At 72.5% G+C, this 21,819-nt stretch carries 20 protein-coding genes; 14 read left to right on the top strand and 6 right to left on the bottom strand.

Annotated features, from left to right (window positions below; genetic code table 11):
- Positions 1–113 precede the first annotated feature (113 nt).
- From B351_RS0107470 to B351_RS0107420, 11 genes are all read left to right on the top strand, one after another.
- Positions 114–959 carry an SDR family oxidoreductase gene (locus B351_RS0107470; RefSeq protein WP_019398428.1) on the top strand — a complete coding sequence of 282 codons (846 nt, stop codon included), beginning with the start codon at positions 114–116 and terminating at the stop codon, positions 957–959.
- A gap of 3 nt (positions 960–962) precedes the next feature.
- Positions 963–1,940, top strand: coding sequence for a glycosyltransferase family 2 protein (locus B351_RS17075; protein ID WP_019398427.1), 978 nt, complete (start codon positions 963–965; stop codon positions 1,938–1,940).
- Between the two features lie 102 nt (positions 1,941–2,042).
- On the top strand, positions 2,043–4,478 hold the full coding sequence (mrcB, locus tag B351_RS0107460; protein WP_039731163.1) for a penicillin-binding protein 1B: 2,436 nt from the start codon (positions 2,043–2,045) through the stop codon (positions 4,476–4,478).
- Complete coding sequence (locus tag B351_RS0107455) at positions 4,478–5,008, top strand: tetratricopeptide repeat protein (RefSeq protein WP_019398425.1); 531 nt, start codon at positions 4,478–4,480, stop codon at positions 5,006–5,008. The genes mrcB and B351_RS0107455 overlap by 1 nt, the downstream gene beginning before the upstream one ends.
- 61 nt (positions 5,009–5,069) lie before the next feature.
- Positions 5,070–7,115 carry an ATP-dependent DNA helicase gene (locus B351_RS0107450; protein ID WP_019398424.1) on the top strand — a complete coding sequence of 682 codons (2,046 nt, stop codon included), beginning with the start codon at positions 5,070–5,072 and terminating at the stop codon, positions 7,113–7,115.
- Positions 7,116–7,159: 44 nt separating this feature from the next.
- Positions 7,160–7,864, top strand: a complete 705-nt coding sequence (tsaB, locus tag B351_RS0107445) for a tRNA (adenosine(37)-N6)-threonylcarbamoyltransferase complex dimerization subunit type 1 TsaB (RefSeq protein ID WP_019398423.1) — start codon at positions 7,160–7,162, stop codon at positions 7,862–7,864.
- Positions 7,865–8,054: 190 nt separating this feature from the next.
- On the top strand, positions 8,055–8,435 hold the full coding sequence (locus B351_RS0107440; RefSeq protein ID WP_019398422.1) for a diacylglycerol kinase: 381 nt from the start codon (positions 8,055–8,057) through the stop codon (positions 8,433–8,435).
- A gap of 27 nt (positions 8,436–8,462) precedes the next feature.
- On the top strand, positions 8,463–9,212 hold the full coding sequence (locus B351_RS0107435) for a TerC family protein (RefSeq protein ID WP_019398421.1): 750 nt from the start codon (positions 8,463–8,465) through the stop codon (positions 9,210–9,212).
- Between the two features lie 76 nt (positions 9,213–9,288).
- The gene (gene lgt, locus B351_RS0107430) at positions 9,289–10,176 is read left to right on the top strand and encodes a prolipoprotein diacylglyceryl transferase (RefSeq protein ID WP_019398420.1); all 888 of its coding nucleotides are present in this window, start codon (positions 9,289–9,291) and stop codon (positions 10,174–10,176) included.
- Positions 10,173–10,967: a thymidylate synthase gene (locus B351_RS0107425; protein WP_019398419.1), complete on the top strand. Its 795-nt coding sequence runs from the start codon at positions 10,173–10,175 to the stop codon at positions 10,965–10,967. Before lgt ends, B351_RS0107425 begins: the two co-directional genes overlap by 4 nt.
- 2 nt (positions 10,968–10,969) lie before the next feature.
- The gene (locus tag B351_RS0107420; RefSeq protein ID WP_026010480.1) at positions 10,970–11,464 is read left to right on the top strand and encodes a dihydrofolate reductase; all 495 of its coding nucleotides are present in this window, start codon (positions 10,970–10,972) and stop codon (positions 11,462–11,464) included.
- A gap of 10 nt (positions 11,465–11,474) precedes the next feature.
- Here B351_RS0107420 and B351_RS0107415 read toward each other — a convergent pair whose 3' ends face one another.
- From B351_RS0107415 to B351_RS0107395, 5 genes are all read right to left on the bottom strand, one after another.
- Complete coding sequence (locus B351_RS0107415) at positions 11,475–12,326, bottom strand: symmetrical bis(5'-nucleosyl)-tetraphosphatase (protein WP_019398417.1); 852 nt, start codon at positions 12,324–12,326, stop codon at positions 11,475–11,477.
- Between the two features lie 9 nt (positions 12,327–12,335).
- Positions 12,336–12,722: a Co2+/Mg2+ efflux protein ApaG gene (gene apaG, locus B351_RS0107410; protein WP_019398416.1), complete on the bottom strand. Its 387-nt coding sequence runs from the start codon at positions 12,720–12,722 to the stop codon at positions 12,336–12,338.
- A gap of 89 nt (positions 12,723–12,811) precedes the next feature.
- Complete coding sequence (rsmA, locus tag B351_RS0107405; protein ID WP_019398415.1) at positions 12,812–13,585, bottom strand: 16S rRNA (adenine(1518)-N(6)/adenine(1519)-N(6))-dimethyltransferase RsmA; 774 nt, start codon at positions 13,583–13,585, stop codon at positions 12,812–12,814.
- A 50-nt stretch (positions 13,586–13,635) separates the two neighbouring features.
- Complete coding sequence (locus B351_RS0107400; RefSeq protein ID WP_019398414.1) at positions 13,636–15,012, bottom strand: sigma-54 dependent transcriptional regulator; 1,377 nt, start codon at positions 15,010–15,012, stop codon at positions 13,636–13,638.
- A 52-nt stretch (positions 15,013–15,064) separates the two neighbouring features.
- Positions 15,065–16,669, bottom strand: a complete 1,605-nt coding sequence (locus B351_RS0107395) for a PAS domain-containing sensor histidine kinase (protein ID WP_019398413.1) — start codon at positions 16,667–16,669, stop codon at positions 15,065–15,067.
- Between the two features lie 174 nt (positions 16,670–16,843).
- Here B351_RS0107395 and sucC point away from each other — a divergent pair, with 174 nt between their 5' ends.
- From sucC to B351_RS0107380, 3 genes are all read left to right on the top strand, one after another.
- Positions 16,844–18,010, top strand: coding sequence for an ADP-forming succinate--CoA ligase subunit beta (gene sucC, locus B351_RS0107390; protein ID WP_019398412.1), 1,167 nt, complete (start codon positions 16,844–16,846; stop codon positions 18,008–18,010).
- A gap of 146 nt (positions 18,011–18,156) precedes the next feature.
- Positions 18,157–19,029 (top strand): succinate--CoA ligase subunit alpha, encoded by an 873-nt coding sequence (gene sucD / locus B351_RS0107385; RefSeq protein WP_019398411.1) that lies wholly within the window; start codon positions 18,157–18,159, stop codon positions 19,027–19,029.
- 152 nt (positions 19,030–19,181) lie between these two features.
- The gene (locus tag B351_RS0107380) at positions 19,182–20,819 is read left to right on the top strand and encodes an NAD+ synthase (RefSeq protein WP_019398410.1); all 1,638 of its coding nucleotides are present in this window, start codon (positions 19,182–19,184) and stop codon (positions 20,817–20,819) included.
- A 74-nt stretch (positions 20,820–20,893) separates the two neighbouring features.
- On the opposite strand, the gene B351_RS0107375 is transcribed toward B351_RS0107380, so the two are convergent.
- A complete protein-coding gene (locus B351_RS0107375) occupies positions 20,894–21,772 on the bottom strand; it encodes an outer membrane protein assembly factor BamD (RefSeq protein WP_037034306.1) in 879 nt (292 codons plus the stop codon).
- Positions 21,773–21,819: the final 47 nt, after the last annotated feature.

Here is a 21,819-nt window from a genome sequence, read left to right as displayed (position 1 = left end):
CGCGCGGGCCGTCTTCGTTGCGGCCGTTCATGCGCCGGAGGACCGGCCGGCGGGGCCGCACGCTATAGTCCGACGCCGCCGCGCCGGCGCCCGCCACCCAGTCCGCAGCCGCCATGCCCGTCCTCGTCATCGGCGCCACCAGCCAGATCGGCCACTTCCTGCTGCCGCGCCTCGCCGCCGGCGGCGATGGCGTGCTCGCGCTCAGCCGCCATCCACGGCCGGCACGGGCCGGGGTGCAGTGGCTGCAGGGCCAGCTGCCGGGACCGATGCCGGAACTGCCGCCGCTGCGCGCGGTGGCCAGCTTCGCCCCGCTGGACACGCTGGCGCAGTGGCTGTCCGGCCTGCAGTCCGCGCCCGCGCCGCGGGTGGTCGCCACCAGTTCGATGAGCGTGCTGACCAAGCGCGACTCCGCGGTGCCGGCCGAGCGCGAGCTGATCGGCCGCCTGGCCGCCGGCGAGGCCGAGCTGGAACGGCAGTGCCGGCGCCTGGGCATGGCCTGGACCGTGCTGCGCCCGACCCTGATCTACGGCGCCGGACTGGCCCGCAGCCTGCCCCCGATCGCGCGGCGCGCCGCGCGCACCCGCCTGTTCCCGCTGCCGGCCGGCCGCGGCCTGCGCCAGCCGGTGCATGCCGACGATCTCGCCACGGCGGTCCTCGCCTGCATCGATACCGGCGCCGCCGACGGCCGCATCCTTGCCCTGGGTGGCGGCGAGCGCCTGCCGGCGGCGGAGATGTTCGCGCGGGTGCGCGCCAGCCTGCCGTTCGCCACCATGCCGCTGCCGCTGGGGCGGCCGCTGCTGCGCCTGCTGGCGGCGCTGCTGCCGGGCGCGCGTGGGCCGGTGTCGCGGCTGGACCGCGACCTGGTCGCCGACAACGCCGAGGCCAGCGCCCTGCTGGGCGTGGCGCCGCGCCCGTTCCGGGTCGACGCCTCGATGTGGCGCATGGACGCGGAGGGCTGAGCGGTGCGCGTGTCGGTGGTGCTGTGCACCTACAACGGCGAGCGCTTCCTCGGTCCGCAGCTGGAGAGCCTGCTGGCGCAGCTGCGCCTGCCCGACGAGATCGTGGTCCAGGACGATGCCTCGTCCGACGGCACCTGGGAGCGGCTGCAGGCCTTCGCCGCGCGCGCGCGGGTGCGCGGGGTGGCGGTGGAGCTGCAGCGCAACCCGGCCAACCTCGGCTACGTGCGCAACTTCGAGCGCGCGCTGCAGCGCGCCCGCGGCGACCTGGTGTTCCTCTGCGACCAGGACGACGTCTGGCACCCGGAGAAGATCGCGCGCATGGCCGCGCGCTTCCTCGCCGAACCGGAACTGGGCCTGCTGCACACCGACGCGCGCCTGGTCGACGCCGATGGCGCCTGGCTGGGCGTGGACCTGCTGCAGGCGCTGGAGGTGTCCCCGGCGGAACTGGAGATGGAGCACTCCGGCCGCGCCTTCGACCTGCTGATGCGGCGCAACCTGGTCACCGGCGCCACCACCGCGCTGCGCGGCGCGCTGCTCGGGCGCCTGCTGCCGGTGCCGGAGGGCTGGGTGCACGACGAGTGGCTGGCGATCGCGGCGGCCACCCAGGCCCGGGTCGACTGCATGCCCTGGGCCTCGATCGACTACCGCCAGCATGGCAGCAACCAGATCGGCGCGCGCCCGCGCCGCCTGGTCGAGCGCCTGGCCTACGGCTGGGTGGCGCGGCGGGTCTCGCTGGAGCGGCTGTGCGTGCTGTACCGCTCGTTCCTGCAGCGCATCGACGAGGGTGGGCTGGCGGTGGAACCGGAAGTGCGCGAGGCGGTGGCGCAGCGCCTGCGGCACGCGCTGGCGCGCGCGCGCCTGCCGCGTTCGCCGCTGCGCCGGCTGGCCTCGGTGCGCGAGGAACTGGGCAGCGGCCGCTACGCGCGGTTTTCCTTCGGCCTGCGCTCGGCCGCCGGCGACCTGCTGGGGCTGCGGGTATGAGCCGTGGCGGCGCCGGCGCGCACCCGGCGGCCGTTCAGCCCCCCGACCGGGCGCGCGCCGATCTCGGGTTAGACTCCGCCCGTTCCTGATCCTGGTATTCCTGTGCCTCGACGTTCTACCGCCGGAGATACCGCCCGCGCGAAGTCCCCCGGGGCGTCCGCCTGGCGCGGCCGCCTGCTGACCGTGGTGCTCGCGGCCGCCGCCCTGGCGGCCGGGTTCCTGGTCCCGTACACGGTCCACCTCAACAACCAGGTGACCGAGCGCTTCGGCGCCCTGCAGTGGCAGATCCCCACCCGCGTGTACGCGCGCCCGCTGCACCTGCGGCCGGGCCTGGCGCTGGACGAGCGCACCCTGCGCACCGAGCTGGACGCGGCCGGCTACCAGGAGGACGGCGAGGGCCGGCGCCAGGGCAGCTACCACGTCGACGGCGCCCGCTTCACGATCTCCAGCCGCGGCTACGCCGACATCGACGGCGTGGTGCCGCCGCGGCGGATCGAGGTCAGCCTGTCCGGCGGCAAGGTCTCGCGCCTGCGCGATGCCGGAAGCGGCCAGGCGATCAAGGCCGCGCGCCTGGACCCGGCGCGGATCGCCACCCTCTACGGCCAGCGCCAGGAAGAACGGCGCCTGGTGCGGATCGAGGAAGTGCCGGAACTGCTGACCCCCGGCCTGCAGGCGGTGGAGGACCGCGACTTCGCCCGCCACCACGGCATCGACGTGTCCGGCATGCTGCGCGCACTGCTGGTCAACCTGCGCTCGGGCGAGAAGAAGCAGGGCGCCTCCACCCTGACCCAGCAGCTGGCCCGCAGCGGCCTGCTGGGCATCGGCAAGGAGCAGACCTGGAGCCGCAAGTTCAACGAGATCCTGTACGCGCTGATCCTGGAGGCGCGCTACGACAAGCGCACGATCCTGGAGACCTACCTCAACCAGGTCTACCTGGGCCAGCGCGGCGGGCAGGCGATCCACGGCGTGGCTTCCGGCGCCGAGTTCTGGTTCGGCCGCGACCTGGACGACCTGACCACCGAGCAGACCGCGCTGCTGATCGGCCTGGTCAAGGGCCCGTCCTACTACGACCCGCGCCGCCACCCGCAGCGCGCGCTGGAGCGTCGCAACGTCGCCCTGTCGATGATGCACGCCACCGGCCTGATCGACGACGCCGAATACGAGCGCGCGCGCAAGGCGCCGCTGGGCGTGACCGCGCGCCCGGGCGTGGCCGCGGCCAACCGCTTCCCCGGCTACATCGACCTGGTGCGCCGGCAGCTGGCCAGCGACTACCCGGAAAGCGCGCTGCAGGGCGCCGGCCTGACCGTGCTCACCGGCATGTCGCCCTCGGCCCAGGCCTATGCCGAGGGCGCGGTGGCGCGCACCCTGGAGGCGCTGCAGCCCGGCAAGCCCCCGCCGCTGGAGGCGGCGGTGGTGGTGACCGACGTGCGCGGCGGCGACGTGCTGGCGGTGGTTGGCGGCCGCAACGCCGAGCTGCACGGCTTCAACCGCGCGGTCGAGGCGCAGCGGCCGGTCGGCTCGCTGCTCAAGCCGTTCGTGTACCTGCTGGCGCTGGCGCAGCCGCAGCGCTTCTCGCTGGCCAGCTTCGTCGAGGACGCCCCGGTCACGGTCGAGCTGGGACGCGGCCGGCGCTGGTCGCCGGGCAATTCCGACAACCGCAGCCACGGCACGGTGCGGCTGGTGGACGCGCTGGCGCATTCCTACAACCAGGCCACGGTGCGGGTGGGCATGCAGGTCGGTCCGGACCGCCTGGCGCAGCTGCTGAAGGTGCTGGCGGGGATCGAGGCCGAACCCAATCCCTCGCTGATCCTCGGTTCCACCGACCAGAGCCCGTACGCGATGACCCAGCTGTACCAGTTCCTCGCCTCCGGCGGGCAGGTGCAGCCGTTGCGCGCGGTGCGCGGCGTGCTCGACCCGGAAGGCCGGCTGCTCAAGCGCTACGACACCGCGCCGGCGCCGGCCCAGGAGGGCGACTCGATCGCCGCCCGCCTGGTGACCATCGCCCTGCAGCAGGTGGTCACCAGCGGCACCGCGCGCCAGCTGCAGCGCGACGGCCTCGGCCGCCTGTCCCCGGCCGGCAAGACCGGCACCAGCAACGACGGCCGCGACAGCTGGTTCGCCGGCTACACCGGCGACCACCTGGCAGTGGTCTGGGTCGGCAACGACCAGAACCAGCAGACCGGCCTGTACGGCGCCACCGGCGCGATGCGGATCTGGTCGGGCCTGTTCTCGCGCCTGCCCAGCTCGCCGCTGCAGGTCGATGGCAAGGGCGTGGAATGGCACTGGGTGCAGGCCGAGGGCTCCTACGTCACCGACGCCGATTGCCCCGGCGCGCGCCGGCTGCCGTTCGTGGCCGGCACCGCGCCGGACTACGCGCCGTGCACCCCGGACTACCTGCCGCTGCCGCTGGATGGCACCGCGCCGCCGCCGGCGCAGGCGCGGGAGCGCCAGCCGGGTTTCTGGCGGCGCCTGTTCGGCGGCGGCCGCGCCGCCGATCCGCAACAGGCGCCGGCCCCGGCGCAGCCGCCTGCGCCATAATGGCCGGCATGCAAGCCTTCCCCCGTTCCCCCGCCGCAGCGGCCGCCTGCCTGCTGCTGGCCGCCTGCGGTACCACGCCCGCGCCGCCGGCCCCGGCCGTGCCCGAGGTGACCCCGGCGCAGCGCCTGGCCGCGGTCCAGGCCGCCGCCGGCGCCGCCGACACCGAACTGGACGTGCAGCCGCTGCGCGACCCGCAGGTCGCCGACCTGCGCGAGCGCGCCGCCGCGGCGCTGGCCGCCGGCCAGGCCGAAGCCGCCGCCGAGGCCCTCAACCAGGCCCTGCTGGCCGCCCCCGACGACCCGGCGGTGCTGCAGGAGCGGGCGGAGGTGGCGCTGTTGCAGGGCCAGTACGACCGCGCCGAGACCCTGGCCCGGCGCGCCTATGACCTCGGCTCGCGGGTCGGGCCGATGTGCCGGCGGCACTGGGCCACCATCGAGCAGTCGCGGCTGGCGCGCGGCCAGGCGGAGAATGCCGCCTCGGCCAGGGCGCAGCTGGCCGCCTGCACCGTCCCGGGCGTGCAGCGGTTCTGACGGCGGCGGCCGCGGCGTACCCCGCCGCCTGCCGCGCCGGACCGTGCATCCTGCATCGACCATGTCCCTTCTTGCCCAGGCCAGCCGCGAGGCGCTCAGCGAAGGAGGCGCGCTCGCCGCGCGCCTGGACGGCTTCACCGCGCGCCCGGCGCAGCAGCGCGTGACCGCGGCGGTGGCCGAGGCGATCGAGCACCGCGACGTGCTGCTGGCCGAGGCCGGCACCGGCACCGGCAAGACCTACGCCTACCTGGTGCCGGCGCTGTTGTCGGGGCTGAAGACCATCGTCAGCACCGGTACCCGCGCGCTGCAGGACCAGCTCTACCACCGCGACCTGCCGCGGGTGCGCGACGCCCTCGGCAAGGGCGTCCGCAGCGCCCTGCTCAAGGGTCGCGCCAACTACCTGTGCCGCTACCGGCTGGAGCAGGCCAGGGGCGACGCGCGCTTCTCCAGCCCCGAGCAGGCCAGCCAGTTCCAGCGCATCGTCGCCTGGGCCGGGCGCACCCGCGCCGGCGACATGGCCGAGCTGGAATCCCTGCCGGACGATTCGCCGCTGCTGCCGCTGGTCACCTCCACGGTGGACAACTGCCTGGGCAGCGACTGCCCGTTCTGGGAGGAGTGCTTCGTGGTCCAGGCGCGGCAGCGCGCCCAGGCCGCGGACCTGGTGGTGGTCAACCACCACCTGCTGCTGGCCGACCTGGCGCTCAAGCAGGAGGGGTTCGGCGAGATCCTGCCCGGCGCCCAGGCCTTCGTGATCGACGAGGCGCACCAGCTGCCGGAGCTGGCCGCCAGCTTCTTCGGCGAAGGCTTCGGCATGCGCCAGATCCAGGAGCTGGGCCGCGACTGCCTGGCCGAGTGCAAGCAGACCACCGGCGCCACCGCGGTGGTGCAGGGGCCGGTGCGCGCGCTGGAGCAGGCCCTGCGCGAGCTGCGCGCGGCGATGGAGGCGCTGCCGCCGCGCGGCACGCGCTACCGCGCCCTGGCCCTGCCTGCGGTGGCCGATGGCTTCGACGTGCTGGCCGACGCCCTGGCCGGGCTGGAACAGGCGATGGAGCCGCTGGCCGGGACCTCGCCCGGCTTCGAGGCCTGCGTCGCCCGCGCCCGCGACCTGGGCGAACGGCTGCAGCGCTGGCGCGATGGCGACGCCGTTTCCGATGCCTTTGCCGAACCGGCCGACGAGCAGGCCATGGTCGAGGCGGTGGCCGGCGAGGAGGGGGCCGATGCCGAGGCCCTGGCCGCCGCGGCCGCGCGCGGCGGCGAGGTCTACTGGTACGAGCTGAGCGCGCGCGGCTTCCGCTGCCAGCGCACGCCGCTGGACGTGTCCGCGCCGCTGCGCCAGCACCGCGAGCGCTCGCACGCGGCCTGGATCTTCACCTCGGCCACCCTGGCGGTGGGCGGGGGCTTCACCCACATCGGCCGCAAGCTGGGCCTGTTCGATCCGCAGACCCTGCTGGAGCCAAGCCCGTTCGACTGGCAGCGCCAGGCGCTGTGCTACCTGCCGCGCAACCTGCCCGAGCCCAGCAGCCGCGAGTTCACCGCGGCCATGCTCGCCGCGGTGCGTCCGGTGCTGGAGGCCTCCGGCGGCCGCGCGTTCCTGCTGTTCGCCTCGCACCGCGCCCTGCGCGAGGCCGCCGCCGCGCTGGAGGGCGGGCCGTGGCCGCTGTTCGTGCAGGGCAGTGCGCCCAAGGTGGAGCTGCTGCGCCGCTTCCGCGAATCCGGCAACGGCGTGCTGCTGGGCTCGGCCACCTTCCGCGAGGGCGTGGACGTGGCCGGCGACGCCCTGAGCGTGGTGGTGATCGACAAGCTGCCGTTCGCCGCCCCGGACGACCCGGTGTTCGAGGCGCGGCTGGAGGCGGTGCGCCGGCGCGGCGGCAATCCGTTCCGCGACGAGCAGCTGCCGCAGGCAGTGATCGCGCTCAAGCAGGGCGTGGGCCGGCTGATCCGCAGCGAGACCGACCGCGGCGTGCTGGTGCTGTGCGACCCGCGCATCACCGGCAAGCCCTATGGCCGGGTGTTCATGCAGTCGCTGCCGCGCTTCGCGGTGACCCGCCGGATCGAGGACGTGCAGGCGTTCTTCGCCACCGCCGCGCCGGACGCCCCGCTGGACTAACCTGCAACCCCCGTTTCCCCGTTCCGCTGCCGAAGACCGCCCCGATGAAACTGCTCGCTTTCGAAACCGCCACCGAGGCCTGCTCGGTCGCGCTGTACCTGGACGGGGAAGTCCGCGAGCGCTTCGGCGTGGTGCCGCGCCGGCACGCCGAGCTGGCCCTGCCGTGGGCACAGGAACTGCTGGCCGAGGCCGGCATTGCCCGCGCGCAGCTGGACGCGATCGCCGTGGGCCGCGGCCCCGGCGCGTTCACCGGGGTGCGCCTGGCCATCGCCCTGGCCCAGGGCATCGCCCTGGCGCTGGAGCGCCCGCTGGTGCCGGTCTCGACCCTGCAGGTGCTGGCCGCCGGCGCCGCGGCCGACGGCCCGGACCGGATCCTGGCCGCGATCGACGCGCGCATGGGCGAGGTCTACGTCGGCGCCTACGAACGCGAAGGCGGGCGCCTGCGGGCGCTGGACCGCGAGCAGGTGCTGGCGCCGGAAGCGGTGCGGCTGCCGGTCGCCTCCGGAGCCTGGCAGGGCGTGGGCACCGGCTTTGCCGCCGCCGACGGCCTGCTCGCGCAGCGCCTGGCGGGCGAAATGGTCGCGGTCGACCCGGCCGCGCTGCCGCGCGCCGCGGTGCTGGCGCGCCTGGCCGCGAGTGCCTGCGAGGCCGGCGAGGCGGTGCCGGCCGAGCGGGTCGAACCGGCCTACCTGCGCGACAACGTCGCCCTGACCCTGGCCGAACAGCAGGCGCTGCGCGCCTCCAGGTGACCCGGCCGAACGGCCGGAGTGGCGGCTGTCCGTGGCCGGCGCCGCGCGCCCGCGCGGCGTGCCGGGGAGGGGTGTGGCAAAATTGGCGCTCCGTTGGCCCGCCACCGCCTGATGCCGTCCCAGTTCCGGGCCCGGCCCTCCGGCCGGCTTCCATTGCCGCCGTACCCGCATCTCCCCGCAGGGCAAGCCCATGGCTGACGTGAGCGGCCACCTGCCCCGTGGCCCGCGCCGGATCCTGCAGGCCGCGCAATGGTCGCTGCAGGGACTGGCCGCGGCCTGGCGCCACGAGTCTTCGTTCCGCCTGGAGGTCTACCTGTTCGTGGTGCTGGCGCCGCTGGCGCTGTGGCTGGGCCGGGACGGGATCGAGCGCGCCCTGCTGCTCGGCTCGATGCTGCTGGTGCTGGCCGCCGAGCTGCTGAACTCCGCGATCGAGGCGGTGATCGAGCGCTACGGCCCGGAACACCACGAGCTGGCCGGCCGCGCCAAGGACATGGGCTCGGCCGCGGTGTTCGTGCTGATGCTCAACGTGCTGGCGTGCTGGGGCCTGGTCCTGGGCCCGCGCCTGCTGTGAACCCGCTTACCACTGGAAACATCCCCCATGAACCTTGAATTCCTGGCCGACCCGAACGTCTGGCTGACCCTGGTGACCCTCAGCGCGCTGGAGATCGTGCTGGGCATCGACAACCTGGTGTTCATCTCGATCGCGGTCGGCCGCCTGCCGCAGGAGAAGCGCGCCTTCGCCCGCAAGTTCGGCATCGCCGTGGCCTGCGTCACCCGCATCTGCCTGCTGGTCTCGCTGGCCTTCCTGGCGCGCATGCACACCGAGCTGTTCCACATCGGGCAGATGGGCATCTCGGTGCGCGACCTGATCCTGATCGTCGGCGGCGCGTTCCTGCTGGTGAAGGGCATCATGGAAATCCGCGAGCTGATCAGCGGCGGCCACGACGACGACCCGCGCACCACCAAGGCCTCGCAGGTGTTCTGGGTGGTGATCGCCCAGATCGCGGTGATCGACATCGTGTTCTCGCTGGACTCGGTGATCACCGCGGTCGGCATCGCCGACCACATCCCGGTGATGGTGGTGGCGGTGCTGGTGGCGGTGGCGATCATGCTGCTGGCGGCCAACCCGCTGGGCAACTTCATCGACGCCAACCCGACCATCAAGATGCTGGCCCTGGCCTTCATCCTGCTGATCGGCGTGGTCCTGGTGCTGGACGGCTTCGACGTGCACGTGCCCAAGCCGTACATCTACTTCGCCATGGCGTTCTCGGTGATGGTGGAGATCCTGAACCTGATGATGCGCCGGGTGGCGCGCGCCAAGCAGGTCCCGGGCGCGGGCGAGTTCTGAGCCGCGGTGCCCGGCGGCGGCGCCGGGCGGACCCGCCCTGTAATACAGTCCGACTCCGAACCCAGCGTGTGGCCCCATGATCGTCCTGCACCAGATCGACCCCATCGCCCTGAGCCTCGGCCCGTTCAAGGTGCACTGGTACGGGGTGATGTACCTGCTGGCCTTCGCCGCCGCGTGGTGGCTGGGCCAGCGCCGGATCGCCGCCGGGCGCCTGCCCGGAACCGACGCCAACGCCTACTCGGACCTGCTCTTCTACGGGATGCTCGGGGTGGTGCTCGGCGGCCGCCTCGGCTACGTGCTGTTCTATGCCCTGGGCGACGCCCTGCGCGATCCGCTGATGGTGGTGCGGGTGTGGGACGGCGGCATGAGCTTCCACGGCGGCCTGATCGGCGTGCTGGTTGCCTGCTGGCTGTGGTCGCGCCGGCAGGGCCTGCACTTCTTCGACACCATGGATTTCGTCGCGCCGCTGGTGCCGCCGGGGCTGGGCTTCGGCCGGATCGGCAACTACGTCGGCGGCGAGTTGTGGGGCAAGTACACCGGCGGCGACTGGGGCGTGGTGTTCCCGTCCGGCCTGCCTGCCGAATACCAGGGGCTGGGCCCGGCCGCGCTCAAGGCCCGCTTCGACGCCGGCGCGCTGGACGCGTTCGCGCGCCATCCCTCGCAGCTGTACCAGGCCTTCCTCGAGGGCCTGGTGATGTTCTGCGTGCTGTGGTGGTTCTCGCGCCGGCCGCGCCCGCGCTACGCGGTGGCCGGCATGTTCGCCCTGCTGTACGGCTGCTTCCGCTTCCTGGTCGAATTCGTGCGCGTGCCCGACGCCCAGATCGGCTACCTGGCCTTCGGCTGGCTGACCATGGGCCAGCTGCTGAGCCTGCCGCTGGTGCTGCTGGGCCTGTTCCTGCTGTGGCGCTCGCGCGGCGCGCCGGTGCTGCGGCCGGCACCTACCGCTGACGGAGGCAAGGCGTGAAGCAATACCTGGAGCTGCTGTCGCACGTGCTGGAGCACGGCACCGACAAGTCCGACCGTACCGGCACCGGTACCCGCAGCGTATTCGGCTGGCAGATGCGCTTCGACCTGCGCCAGGGCTTTCCGCTGGTCACCACCAAGAAGCTGCACCTGCGCTCGATCATCCACGAGCTGCTGTGGTTCCTGAAGGGCGAGACCAACATCGCCTACCTGAAGGACAACAAGGTCAGCATCTGGGACGAGTGGGCCGACGAACAGGGCGAGCTCGGCCCGGTGTACGGCAAGCAGTGGCGGCGCTGGACCGGCAGCGACGGCAGCGAGATCGACCAGGTCCGCTGGGTGGTCGAGGAGATCAAGCGCAACCCGGATTCGCGCCGGCTGGTGGTCAGCGCCTGGAACGTGGCCGACCTGCCGAAGATGGCGCTGATGCCCTGCCACACCCTGTTCCAGTTCTACGTGGCCGATGGCCGCCTGAGCTGCCAGCTGTACCAGCGCAGCGGCGACATCTTCCTCGGCGTGCCGTTCAACATCGCCAGCTACGCCCTGCTGACCCACATGGTGGCCCAGGCCACCGGGCTGGAAGTCGGCGACTTCGTCCACACCCTGGGCGACGCCCACCTGTACTCCAACCATTTCGAGCAGGCGCGCGAGCAGCTGGCGCGCGCGCCACGGCCGCTGCCCAAGCTCCGGCTCAATCCCGAAGTGCGCGACCTGTTCGCCTTCCGCTACGAGGACGTCGCCATCGAGGGCTACGACCCGCATCCGGCGATCAAGGCCCCGGTGGCGGTGTGAGCATGCGCGTCGCCCTGGTGGTGGCGATGGACCGCAACCGCGCCATCGGGCGCGGCAACGACCTGCCGTGGCGGCTGCCGGACGACCTCAGGCGCTTCAAGGCCCTGACCCTGGGCACGCCGGTGCTGATGGGCCGGCGTACCGCCGAATCGCTGGGCCGCGCGCTGCCGGGCCGGACCAACCTGGTGCTGACCCGCAGCGGCGCGGTGCCGTTCGAGGGCATGCAGCCGGTGGCTTCGCTGGAGCAGGCGCTTGGGCTGGCGCGCGTGCAGGGCGCTGGAACCCTCAGCGTGATCGGCGGTGGCGAGGTCTATGCGCTGGCCCTGCCGCTGGCCACCGACCTGCACCTGACCCTGGTCGACACCGTGGTCGAGGACGCGGACACCTTCTTCCCGGAATGGGACCAGGCGCAGTGGCGGGAAGTCGCGCGCCAGGCGCATGCGGCCGACGCGCGCCACGCCCACGCCTTCCAGTTCGTCGACTACCGCCGCCGCTGAGCGGGCCGGCTCATTCCTTGCGCAGGTGCGGCGGGATCGCCGACACGTCGCGGCCGGGAACCTGCTTGACGCACAGTTCGTCGCCGTCCAGGCGCAGCGCGGTGAGCTTGCCGCCCCAGACCGCGCCGGTGTCGATCGCGTGCACGTTGCGGGCGATGGTCAGGCCCAGGGTGGACCAGTGGCCGCAGACGATCTTCAGGTCGCGCGGGGCATGGCCCGGGGCCTCGTACCACGGGTACAGGCCGGGGGCCTGGCTGCCCGGCGGGCCCTTCTCGTCGATCGCGATGCGCCCGCGCGGGGTGCAGTAGCGGGCGCGGGTGAACCAGTTGATGATCGCGCGCCAGCGGTCCTGGCCGCGCAGGCCCGGCGACCAGTGCGGCTTGTCGCCGTACATGTTGCGCAGCAGGCCGCGGTAGCCGTCGCCGCGCAGCTGGCGTTGCACCTCGTTGGCCAGCTGCTCGGCCATCTGCGTGGTCCACTGCGGCGCCAGCCCGGCGTGCACCATCAGCCAGCCCAGTTCGCGGTCCACGTGCACCAGCTTCTGCCGGCGCAGCCAGCCCAGCAGTTCGCCGGCGTCGTCGGCCAGCACCACCCGCTGCAGGTCCGGGTTGACCTTGCGCTTCTCCGCCAGCGGGCGTTCGCCGATGGCCAGCAGCGAAAGGTCGTGGTTGCCCAGCACCACCACGCTGTGCTCGCGCAGCGAATGCACCAGCCGCAAGGTCTCCAGCGACTGCCCGCCGCGGTTGACCAGGTCGCCGCAGAACCACAGGGTGTCCGCGGCCGGGTCGAAGTTGATCTTCTCCAGCAGGCGCTGGGTGGCGTCGTAGCAACCCTGCAGGTCGCCGATGGCCCAAGTGGTCATCCGGCGGCCTCAGTGCAGCGTCCGTGGGACGGTCAGCAGGAACGGGGCGATCGGCGCGTCGAAGCGCGTGCCGTCGGCGGCCAGCATGTCGTAGCTTCCCTGCATCGACCCGTCCCCGGTCTCCAGCACCACGCCGGAGGTGTACTCGAAGTCCTCGCCCGGTTCCAGCCACGGCTGCTCGCCGACCACGCCCTCGCCGTGCACTTCCTCGGTGCGGCCGTGGCCGTCGGTGATGGTCCAGTGCCGCGCCAGCAGCCGCGCGGCCACGCTGCCGCGGTTGCGGATGCGGATGGTGTAGGCGAACACGTAGCGGTCGGCGTCGGGTTCGGACTGGTCTTCCAGGAACCGCGGGGCGACTTCGACCTCGATCGCGTAGGGCGTATCGGAGCGGGACATGGCGACAGTGTAAGCGAACGCCGCGTGATGCCGGGGGCACAAGATCGCGCGTGCCGGCGTCCGCCGCAAGCGCGGCGGACGCGCACGCCTCAGGCGTTGGCCAGGCGCACGAAGCCGGCGACGTCGACCTGCTCGGCGCGGTCGTCGGCGCTGACCCCCGCGGCCTCGAACTGTTCCGGCGTGCACACGTCGCGCAGGGCGTTGCGCAGGGTCTTGCGGCGCTGGCCGAAGGCCGCGCGCACCACGTGGGCGAAGCGGTCGCGGTCGGCGATGCCGATCGTGGCCGGGTCGCGCGGCACCAGCCGCACCACCGCCGAGTCGACCTTGGGCGCGGGGCGGAACGCGCCCGGCGGCACCACGAACAGCGGCTGCACCTGGCAGTACGCCTGCAGCATCACGCTCAGCCGGCCGTAGACCTTGCTGCCAGGCGCGGCACCCATGCGGTCGACCACTTCCTTCTGCAGCATGAACACCATGTCCCGGATCGCAGCGGCGTGGTCCAGGGCATGGAACAGGATCGGCGAGGAGATGTTGTAGGGCAGGTTGCCGGCCAGCTTGATCCGTCCGCCGCCGGCCAGGGCGGTCAGGTCCACCTGCAGCACGTCGCGGTGGATGATCTCCAGCTGGCCGACCGGGGCCGCCATGTCGGCCAGCGGGCCGACCAGGTCGCGGTCGAACTCGATCACGGTCAGCGCGCCGTGGCGGCGCAGCAGCGGCAGGGTCAGCGCGCCCTGGCCGGGACCGATCTCGACCACCCGGTCGCCGGGGCGCGGGTCGATGGCCTGGACGATGCGCTCGATGTAGCGGGCGTCGTGCAGGAAGTTCTGGCCCAGCGATTTCTTCGGCGTGTGGCTCGTGGTCATGCGCCATTATCGCCGCTGGCGCGGCGCGCGGGGGAGGCGGCGCGGCCGCCTCAGTCCATGCCCAGCTTCTTGAGCTTGTAGCGCAGGGCGCGGAAGGTGATGCCCAGCTGCGCCGCGGCGCGGGTCTTGTTCCAGCGGTTGTCCTCCAGCGCCTTCTGGATCGCGGCCCGCTCCAGCTGCTCGATGTAGGAGGGCAGGGCGCCGCCGGCCGGCTCCAGCGCCGGTTCCGGGGCGGCCGCGGCCGGCGCCGTGGCGGTGCGCATCGGCGCCTGCGGCAGGTGCAGGTCGGCGACCTCGATGCGGTCGCCCTCGGCCAGGGCCAGGGCGCGCTCGAGCACGTTCTCCAGTTCGCGCACGTTGCCCGGGAAGGGGTAGCGCGCCAGCGCCGCCAGCGCGGCCTCGGCCAGCTCCGGCGCCTCCCGGCCCTGGCCCGCGGACAGCCGCGCCAGGATCGCGTTGGCCAGCTGCGGCAGGTCGGCGGTGCGCTCGCGCAGCGGCGGCACCCGCAGCTCGATCACGTTGATGCGGTAGTACAGGTCGTGGCGGAAGCGGCCCTCGGCCACCAGCCCGGCCAGGTCCTTGTGGGTGGCCGAGAGGATGCGCACGTCCACCGGCACCTCGCTGGCCGCGCCCACCGGGCGCACCGACTTCTCCTGGATCGCGCGCAGCAGCTTGACCTGCATCGCCAGCGGCAGCTCGGCCACCTCGTCCAGGAACAGGGTGCCGCCGCTGGCGGCCTGGAACAGGCCGGGCTTGTCGGCGTGGGCGCCGGTGAAGCTGCCCTTCTTGTGGCCGAAGAACTCGCTTTCCATCAGCTCGGCCGGGATCGCGCCGCAGTTGACCGGCACGAACGGCCCGGCCGCGCGCGCGCCCTGCTCGTGGATCGTGCGCGCCACCAGCTCCTTGCCCACGCCGGATTCGCCGAGGATGTACACCGGCGCCTGGCTGCGGGCGACCTTGGCGATGGTCGCCCGCAGGGCCTGCATCGCCGGGGAATCGCCCAGCAGGCGGCTGGCCTGCTCGGCCGGCGGCGGGGGCGGGGCCGGGCGCTCGGCGTTGTTGAGCTCCAGCGCGTGCCGCACCAGGCCGCGCAGCACGTTGATGTCCACCGGCTTGCTGACGAAGTCGAAGGCGCCGGCCTTCAGCGCCTCCACCGCCAGGTCCATGTTGCCGAAGGCGGTGATCATGGCCACCGGCGTCTGCGGGTACTTGCGCGCGATCTCGCCGACCAGCTCGATGCCGCTGCCGTCGGGCAGGCGCATGTCGGTGAAGCACAGGTCGTAGCGCCGGGACGCCAGCAGCTCGCGCGCCTCGGCCAGGTTGGCCGCCGTATCCACGCGTAGTCCCATCCGCCCGAGGGTCAGGACCAGCAGCTCGCGGATATCGCGTTCGTCGTCGACGATCAGGGCGCTGCGGGTTTGGGTCATGGCGGGGAACGATAGCCGACTCTTTCGCGCGTGACCAAGTAGGTGATGCCGGTCACACGGCGAGCATGCCCATCGGGCCGGGCAGGGTGATCCGGAAACAGGCGCCGCCGCCCGGCGGGGGAACGTGGTGCAGCGTGGCCTGGTTGGCGCGCGCCAGCTCGCCGGCGATGTACAGGCCCAGGCCGGTGCCGTGCTCGGAGGTGGTGAAGAACGGGCGGAACAGCTGCGCCGCCGCGGCCTCGGGGATGCCGGGACCGTGGTCGAGCACCTCGACCACGGCGTTGCGGCCCTCGCTGGCGACCTGCACCCGCACCCGTGCCGGCTCGTCCGGCAGGCGCCCGTAGCGCAGCGCGTTCTGCACCAGCGCGGTGAGGATCTGCTGCAGGTGCGCCGGGTCGACCAGGGCCGGCACCGGGGTGTCCGGCAGCGCCGCCTCCACGGTGTCCGTCTCCAGCGGCAGGGTGCCGCGGTAATCGTCGACGAAACGCCGGACGAAGGCGCGCAGGTCCACGTGCTCGGGCTTGGCGCGCTCGCGCCGGGCCAGGCCCAGCACGTTCTCGACGATGCCGTTGGTGCGCAGGCATTGCTGGTGGATGATCTGCAGCAGGCGGCGGTCGCCCTCGTCCATGCCGCGCGATTCCTGCAGCAGCTGCACCGCGTAGCTGATCGCCGCCAGCGGGTTGCGGATCTCGTGGGCCAGGCTGGCGGAGAAGCGGCCCATCGCCGCCAGGGTCAGGGATTCGGCGCGGCGCGAGACCACGGTGGCGTCGTCCAGGAACACCAGTGCCAGGTCGCTGTCGGCCAGCAGGCGGGCGAAGCGCGGCTGGATCTCCGGCTGGTCCGGGCGCAGCTGCAGCGGGCCGGCGTCGGCCTCGCCGCCCTCGCGCCAGCGCTGCAGCCGGCGCGCCAGTTCCGGCGCGGCGCTGGCCAGGCGGCCGCCGTCGGGGTCCGGGGCGGCGTCGCCCAGCAGCATCAGCGCCGCTTCGTTGGCCAGGGTGATGCGGTTGTCACCGTCGACCACCAGTACCCCCGTGCGCATGCGCCGGATGATCAGCTCGTTGATCTCCACCAGGTTGGCGACCTGGGCGCTGCGGGTGGCGGCCAGCTGCAGGCTGGCACGGGCGCGCTGGCCGATCTGGTGGCCCAGCCAGCCCAGTGCCAGGTAGCTGGTGACGAACATGGTCAGTTCCGCCAGCGGGCGTGGGGGCGGGCCGTCGCTGCCCAGGACCGACCAGGCGTATTCGCCGACCAGCGCCAGCGAGGCCAGCACCGCCACCGCCAGGCCCTGGCGCAGGCGCAGCAGCATGGCCGCGGCGGCCACGTTGAACAGCAGCATCATGGCGATGCCGGCGCCGACCCCGGGCAGGGCATGGGTGGCCAGCGCCGCGGCCAGGATGTCGATGCAGCTGCCGGTGAGCACCAGCGGCGCCAGCCAGCGCTCGTCGCGGCCCAGCACCAGCAGCACCCCCGCGGCGACGATGTAGCCGGCGGCCACCGCGTAGGCCAGGGGCGCGTCCACCGGCCCGGCCAGGTCGCGCAGCGGGCTGAAGGCCAGGGCGGCGATCAGTCCGGCCTCCAGTACCCGGTACAGGCCGAAGGCGTGCAGTTCGCGCCGCGGGATGGATTCGATCCGGTCGATCAGCGAAGGGTGCGGCAAGCGGGACTCCCCGGTCGGGCTCGGCGTCAGTATAGGAACGGTGCGTTGGCGGGGCGGTTTTGCACGCCCGCCCCGCCATCGGCGACAATATCGCCCCCGCCCGGCACGTCCCGGGGCCGTTTCCGGCCCTTTCCCGCCTGCCACCGGCGGCCGTTCCCCACCCATTGGTGAAGCATGAATTTCCACGAGTACCAGGCGAAACAGCTTTTTGCCGACTATGGCATCCCGGTTCCGGCCGGACGCGTCGCGTCCACGGCCGATGAAGCGGTCGAGGCCGCCAAGTCCCTGGGCGACGGCCCCTGGATGGTGAAGGCGCAGATCCACGCGGGCGGTCGCGGCAAGGCCGGCGGCGTGAAGTTCTGCAAGACCCTCGACGACGTGAAGGCCGCCGCCGGCAAGATGCTCGGCACGAAGATGGCGACCTACCAGTCGGCGGGCGTGGCCCTGCCGGTGAACCTGGTGCTGGTGACCACCGCCGGCGAGATCGTCAAGGAGCTGTACCTGTCGGTGCTGGTCGACCGCGGCACCAAGTCGATCACCTTCATCGCCTCGTCCGAGGGCGGCATGGACATCGAGCAGGTGGCCGCCGAGACCCCGGACAAGATCCACACCCTCAACGTCGATTTCGTCGAGGGCGTGCAGCCGTACCAGGGCCGCGAGATCGGCTTCAAGATGGGCCTGAACGCCAAGCAGGCCAACCAGCTGGCCCACATCATGGGCGCCCTGTACAAGCTGTTCAACGACAAGGACCTGTCCCTGGTCGAGCTGAACCCGCTGGCGATCCTGGACGACGGCAACCTGTACGCCCTGGACGGCAAGGTCAACTCCGACGACAACGCGACCTTCCGCCACAAGGACCTGGCCGCGATGCGCGACGTCAGCCAGGAGGACGAGACCGAGGTCCTGGCCAGCAAGTACGACCTGAACTACGTGACCATGGACGGCAACATCGGCTGCATGGTCAACGGCGCCGGCCTGGCGATGGCCACCATGGACGTGATCGCGCTCAACGGCGGTTCGCCGGCCAACTTCCTCGACGTCGGCGGCGGCGCGACCAAGGAGCGCGTCACCGAGGCCTTCAAGCTGATCCTGTCCTCGGACAAGGTCAAGGCGATCTTCGTCAACATCTTCGGCGGCATCGTCCGCTGCGACATGATCGCCGAGGGCATCATCGCCGCGGTCAAGGAAGTCGACGTCAAGGTCCCGGTCGTGGTCCGGCTGGAAGGCACCAACGTCGAGGCGGGCAAGAAGCTGCTGGCCGAGTCCGGCCTGGCCATCACCCCGGCCGACGACATCAACGACGGCGCCAAGAAGGCCGTCGCCGCCGCTGCCGCCGCCTGATCCGCCCTGGCGGTTCGCGGAACCGGCGTGAATCCCGGCCGGCCCCCTGAGCCAGGGGGCGGCCCGCCGCGAAGCGGCGCGGCGCAGGCCGGGGAGGCGCGCCCCGGGAGCCGGCAACCAACAAGAATTTCGAGGACTTCAAGACAATGTCCGTTCTGATCAACAAGAACACGAAGGTGATCGTGCAGGGCTTCACCGGCCAGCAGGGCACCTTCCATGCCACCCAGATGGTGGAGTACGGCACCCAGGTCGTCGGCGGCGTGACCCCCGGCAAGGGCGGCACCACCCACATCGAGCTGCCGGTGTTCAACACCGTGCGCGAGGCGGTCGACGCCACCGGCGCCGATGCTTCGGTCATCTCCGTCCCGCCGCCGTTCGCGGCCGACGCGATCCTCGAGGCGGCCGCGGCCGGCATCAAGGTCATCGTCGCCATCACCGAGGGCATCCCGGTGCTGGACATGCTGCGCGTGAAGAACGTGCTCAAGCAGCACCCCGACGTGGTCCTGGTCGGCCCGAACTGCCCGGGCATCATCACCCCGGGCGAGTGCAAGATCGGCATCATGCCGGGCCACATCCACATGCCGGGCAAGATCGGCATCGTCTCGCGCTCGGGCACCCTGACCTACGAGGCGGTCAAGCAGACCACCGCCGCGGGCCTGGGCCAGTCCACCGTCATCGGCATCGGCGGCGACCCGATCAACGGCCTGAACTTCGTCGACTGCCTCAAGCTGTTCAACGAGGACCCGCAGACCGAGGGCATCATCATGGTCGGCGAGATCGGTGGCGACGCCGAGGAAGCCGGTGCGGCCTACATCAAGGAGCACGTGAAGAAGCCGGTCGTCGGCTTCATCGCCGGCGCCTCGGCCCCTCCGGGCAAGCGCATGGGCCATGCCGGCGCGATCGCGTCGGGCGGCTCGGGCACCGCCGAGGGCAAGTTCAAGGCCATGGAGGCCGCCGGCGTGAAGACCGTCCGCTCGCCGGGCGACCTGGGCGCCGCGATCGCCTCGCTGCTCAAGTAATACCCCCACCGTTTCCGACGGTGGAGCGAAGGCCGCCTCCGGGCGGCCTTCGCGCGTCCGGGCCCCGGGTTTCCCGCGCACCGGGCCCGGCCGATGCAGGATGCCCACGCCGCGCCGGTATCATGGGCCATCCCCAACACGGCCCCCCGTCCATGAAGGATTCGCTGCGCATCGCGCTGGCCCAGTTCGACTTCCCGGTCGGCGCCGTCGCCGCCAACGCCGAACGGATCGCGGCGATGATCGCCGAGGCCCGCGACGAATACGGCGCGGACATCGTGCTGTTCCCCGAACTGGCGATCAGCGGTTACCCGCCGGAGGACCTGCTGCTGCGGCCCTCGTTCCTGGCCCAGTGCCACCGCGAGCTGGAACGGATCGCCGCCGGCGTGCACGGCATCACCGCGGTGGTGGGCTGGCCGGAGTCTGCCGGCAGCGTGCTGTACAACGCCGCCAGCGTGCTGCGCGACGGCCGCATCGAGGCCACCTACCGCAAGCGCGAGCTGCCCAACTACGCGGTGTTCGACGAGCGCCGCTACTTCGAGGTCGACCCCGACGGCGGCCCCTGCGTGTTCGAGGTCGGCGGCGTGCCGGTGGGCGTGGTGGTGTGCGAGGACCTGTGGTTCCCCGAGCCGATGGCGGCCACGGTCGAGGCCGGCGCACAGCTGGTGCTGGTGCCCAACGCCTCGCCGTTCGAGCGCGGCAAGCACGCCCAGCGCGACGCCCTGCTGGCCGAGCGCACCCGCGACACTGGCGCGGCGGTGGCCTACCTCAACCTGGTCGGCGGCCAGGACTCGCTGGTGTTCGACGGGGCCTCGGTGGTGGCCGACGGCGACGGCACCGTGCACCCGGCCGCGGCCGCGTTCACCGACCAGTGGCTGGTGGTGGACTACGACACCGCCGGCCGCCGCTTCACCCCGGTGCAGTGGATGGACGACGGCGACGAGAGCATGGACGCGCTGGCCTGGCGCGCGATCGTGCGCGGGATCCGCGACTACTGCGGCAAGAACGGCTTCCGGCGCGCCTGGCTGGGGCTGTCCGGCGGCATCGACTCGGCCCTGGTGCTGGCCCTGGCGGCCGAGGCCCTGGGCCCGGACAACGTCACCGCGGTGCGCCTGCCCTCGCGCTACACCGCCGGCCTGTCCAACGACCTGGCCGCCGAGCAGTGCGCGGCACTGGGCGTGCGCCTGGAGACGATCCCGATCGAGCCGGCCTTCACCGGCTTCCTGCAGTCGCTGGAGCAGGTGTTCGCCGGGCAGGAGAGCGACACCACCGAGGAGAACCTGCAGTCGCGCAGCCGCGGCGCGATCCTGATGGCCCTGTCCAACAAGTTCGGCGGGCTGTTGCTGACCACCGGCAACAAGAGCGAGTACGCGGTCGGCTACGCCACCATCTACGGCGACATGTGCGGCGGCTACGCGCCGCTGAAGGACCTGTACAAGACCGAGGTGTTCGGCCTGGCCAAGTGGCGCAACACCGTCGGCGGCGCGCCGGTGATCCCGCCGGCGGTGATCAGCCGCCCGCCCTCGGCCGAGCTGCGCGCCAACCAGCTGGACCAGGACTCGCTGCCGCCCTACGACGTGCTCGACGGCATCCTCTACCGCTACGTCGACCAGGAGCAGTCGCGCGAGGAGATCGTTGCCGCCGGCTATGCCGCCGAGGTGGTGGACCGGGTCCTGCGCCTGGTGCGGACCAGCGAATGGAAGCGGCAGCAGGCCGCGCCGGGACCGAAGGTCTCGCGGCGCGCGTTCGGGCGCGAGCGCCGCTACCCGATCAGCAACGGCTTCACCGGCTGAGGCCCCACCGGCACACGCAAAAAAAGAAGGGCGCATCCGCGGATGCGCCCTTCCTCGTCGCGGGACCCCGTTGTTCAGCGGCGCGAGGCGTCGCGCTGGCCGGTGGTCGGCGAGCGCTCGCCGGCGAACGGATTGAGCTTGCGGATGGCCCACGGGTACTTCGGCCAGTCGCCGCTCAGGTAGGGGTGCGAGGGCTGGTTCAGGCGCAGCACGCGCGCGGCGTCCTCGGCCAGTTCCGGTTGCCCCAGGTTGCGGTAGGACTCGGCCAGGGCGGCGACGGCGTCGTACTGGTAGTCGCTCTGCGGATAGGTCTCGAGGATGTACTTGGCGCGGCCGATCGCCGACAGCCAGGCGCCGCGGCGCATGTAGTACAGCGCGATGTCCATCTCGTGGCGCGCGAACACGTTGCGCAGGACCACCATGCGCTGGCGCGCGTCGGCGGCGTAGCGGCTGTTCGGGTAGCGCTGGGCGACGGTGTTGAAGTCCTCGTAGGCCTGCTGCGGCGAGGACAGGTCGCGGCGGCTGGGGTCCAGCGACCACACCCGCTGCATGAACACCGCGTCGCGGTTGGAGTTGGACAGGCCGCGCAGGTAGTAGAAGTAGGCGATGTTGCGGTGGGTCGGGTAGGTGCGGATGAAGCGGTCGATGGTGGAGACCGCGTCGTCGTGCTTGCCGGCCTTGTACTGGGCGTAGGCGGTTTCCATCAGCGCCTGCTCGGTGTACGGGCCGTAGGGGTACTGCGCGACCAGGCGCCTGAACACCAGCTCGGCGCTGGCCCAGTTGCCGCGCTCCATGTGGTGGTGGCCCTTCTCGTACAGTTCGGCGACCGGCCTGCCTTCGTCGGCATCCTTCTTGGTCTTGTTGCGCCCGCAGCCGGTGGCCAGCAGGGCCACGAGCACGAGCAGGGCCACCAGGCGGAGGACGGAGAGGCTGGAACGGGGGCTTAGGGCCATCGGGGAGGGCATGCCGGGGAAATCGGAAGGGCCGATGATAGCCTAGT

This window comes from Pseudoxanthomonas sp. GW2 (genome assembly GCF_000283075.1).
Classification (GTDB): Bacteria; Pseudomonadota; Gammaproteobacteria; order Xanthomonadales; family Xanthomonadaceae; genus Pseudoxanthomonas.
Note: the sequence above shows the minus strand (reverse complement) of the source record. Positions and strands in the feature narration are given on the sequence as shown.

Coding starts and splice junctions, on each gene's coding strand:
- sucC (WP_019398412.1), top strand. CDS start 16,844: ATGAATTTCCACGAGTACCAGGCGAAACAGCTTTTTGCCGACTATGGC.
- tsaB (WP_019398423.1), top strand. CDS start 7,160: ATGAAACTGCTCGCTTTCGAAACCGCCACCGAGGCCTGCTCGGTCGCG.
- B351_RS0107415 (WP_019398417.1), bottom strand. CDS start 12,326: ATGACCACTTGGGCCATCGGCGACCTGCAGGGTTGCTACGACGCCACC.
- B351_RS0107450 (WP_019398424.1), top strand. CDS start 5,070: ATGTCCCTTCTTGCCCAGGCCAGCCGCGAGGCGCTCAGCGAAGGAGGC.
- sucD (WP_019398411.1), top strand. CDS start 18,157: ATGTCCGTTCTGATCAACAAGAACACGAAGGTGATCGTGCAGGGCTTC.
- B351_RS0107380 (WP_019398410.1), top strand. CDS start 19,182: ATGAAGGATTCGCTGCGCATCGCGCTGGCCCAGTTCGACTTCCCGGTC.
- B351_RS0107470 (WP_019398428.1), top strand. CDS start 114: ATGCCCGTCCTCGTCATCGGCGCCACCAGCCAGATCGGCCACTTCCTG.
- rsmA (WP_019398415.1), bottom strand. CDS start 13,585: ATGACCACGAGCCACACGCCGAAGAAATCGCTGGGCCAGAACTTCCTG.
- B351_RS0107455 (WP_019398425.1), top strand. CDS start 4,478: ATGGCCGGCATGCAAGCCTTCCCCCGTTCCCCCGCCGCAGCGGCCGCC.
- B351_RS0107420 (WP_026010480.1), top strand. CDS start 10,970: ATGCGCGTCGCCCTGGTGGTGGCGATGGACCGCAACCGCGCCATCGGG.
- B351_RS0107440 (WP_019398422.1), top strand. CDS start 8,055: ATGGCTGACGTGAGCGGCCACCTGCCCCGTGGCCCGCGCCGGATCCTG.
- lgt (WP_019398420.1), top strand. CDS start 9,289: ATGATCGTCCTGCACCAGATCGACCCCATCGCCCTGAGCCTCGGCCCG.
- apaG (WP_019398416.1), bottom strand. CDS start 12,722: ATGTCCCGCTCCGATACGCCCTACGCGATCGAGGTCGAAGTCGCCCCG.
- B351_RS0107400 (WP_019398414.1), bottom strand. CDS start 15,012: ATGACCCAAACCCGCAGCGCCCTGATCGTCGACGACGAACGCGATATC.
- B351_RS0107435 (WP_019398421.1), top strand. CDS start 8,463: ATGAACCTTGAATTCCTGGCCGACCCGAACGTCTGGCTGACCCTGGTG.
- B351_RS0107375 (WP_037034306.1), bottom strand. CDS start 21,772: ATGGCCCTAAGCCCCCGTTCCAGCCTCTCCGTCCTCCGCCTGGTGGCC.